The sequence below is a fragment of the Arsenophonus sp. ENCA genome (genome assembly GCF_002287155.1).
Lineage (GTDB): Bacteria > Pseudomonadota > Gammaproteobacteria > Enterobacterales > Enterobacteriaceae > Arsenophonus > Arsenophonus nilaparvatae.
In genome coordinates, this window is record NZ_NHNG01000246.1 from 1 (window position 1) to 1,388 (window position 1,388).

Annotated in this window: 3 protein-coding genes; all 3 read right to left on the minus strand. The window is 49.9% G+C overall.

The genetic code is table 11. The features are described 5' to 3' along the window. Positions 1–14 precede the first annotated feature (14 nt). A complete protein-coding gene (locus tag CBG25_RS06360; RefSeq protein ID WP_290605403.1) occupies positions 15–206 on the minus strand; it encodes a hypothetical protein in 192 nt (63 codons plus the stop codon). Further along, positions 193–894, minus strand: coding sequence for a type 4b pilus protein PilO2 (gene pilO2, locus CBG25_RS06365; protein WP_290605405.1), 702 nt, complete (start codon positions 892–894; stop codon positions 193–195). The genes CBG25_RS06360 and pilO2 overlap by 14 nt, the downstream gene beginning before the upstream one ends. Before the next feature lie 18 nt (positions 895–912). Continuing rightward, a partial coding sequence (locus CBG25_RS06370; protein WP_290604276.1) for a transposase occupies positions 913–1,388 on the minus strand: 476 nt, incomplete at its 5' end.

The window sequence follows — 1,388 nt, forward strand, 5'->3', positions numbered from 1 at the left end:
GAATAAAGCAAATTTTAATCGATAACATGAGCTTTTGCGACAGCCTCAATGCGGGCGCGGGCGGCTTTGGCTTCCAGCAGGACGGTTTCGGCCTGTATCTGCCCTAGCCGTTGCAGGGTGTATTCTTCCATTACCGGCGGTGTTTCGGCATAAGCTGCTGTGCTTACCCACGCCGCAATAAACAGAGCACGTTTATGATTTTGCATATAATTTTCCTTCCATCCGGTAACTTAAACGTCCCTGATTGAGCGTGATCGTGATGACGTGCAGGCGTAAACCCAGATCGTCCAGTTCATCAAACAGCAGGGTGGGGGGGATGGTGGTTTCCAGTGAAAAACTAAAACGGCGCCACGGCAAAATCCGCTCTTCGCCGTTAGCGCTCACCTGACGGTTATCCTCTTCCTGTAGGTTAATCGGCAAGCGCATCCGCTGCGCAAAGGTGGTTAATCGCTGTATCTGATTATCCGCCTCCGGCAAGGCGCGCGTATCCGGCGAGATGGTGAAGGTCACCGGTTGGCTAAACCCGCCGGTGTCGCCCTGACCGGGTAAATTGAAATACGGTGTCGTTTGCCCGGCGTAAACCTGCTTCACCCGGTAAGCGAAATCGCCCACGGTGGCCCCAGCGGGTTTGCTGTACGCCAGCCGTAATGTGCCTTCCTGTACGCACTGCGCCTCTTTAAAGCGCCAGCCTGCCAGCGAAAGCGGGATTTTTTGCCAGCGTTCGGCGCAGGCGCTGATAAACGGCATCAATCGCGGTGTGTCATGCCACGGCGAGCGCAGCGCCGGGGAGGTTTGCACCTGTTGCTGTGCCCGCCATGCCGCCCGTATCGCGGCCTGACGTAACGTTTCCCGATGGGTTTGATATCCCTGCCAGCCAAAGTAACCGGCCAACATCAGATACCGTCTTTCTTATCATGATACAAGAGCTATATTCTCATCGAAGGGGATGCCAGATTTTAAGACACCATAAGCTAATTGGAGTAATTTTCGCATTGCCGCACAGATGCCTACTTTACCTCCTTTGTGACGTGATACGAGCCGCTGCCACTGTGCTTTTATTATAGGGTTACAGGAAATGGCAGATAAAGCCGGCATGTATAATGCTTTTCTGAGCTCTGTATGACCTCGTTTTGATAGGCGACTACGTCCTTTAAATAAACCAGACTCATGCAGTTTTGGGTTAAGACCAACATAGGCCACGACTTCTTTACTGTTGCTAAATTTTGACATATTACCGATATAAGCCAGTAAACTCGCACTCAGTATTTCACCAATTCCAGGTATGCTTTCCAGCAACGCTTTGTTTTTCTTTAAATCAGGATCGCTATTAATATGATTTCTTATTTTTTCTTTTGTGGTCTGTATTTGTTGTTTTAATACATCAATGA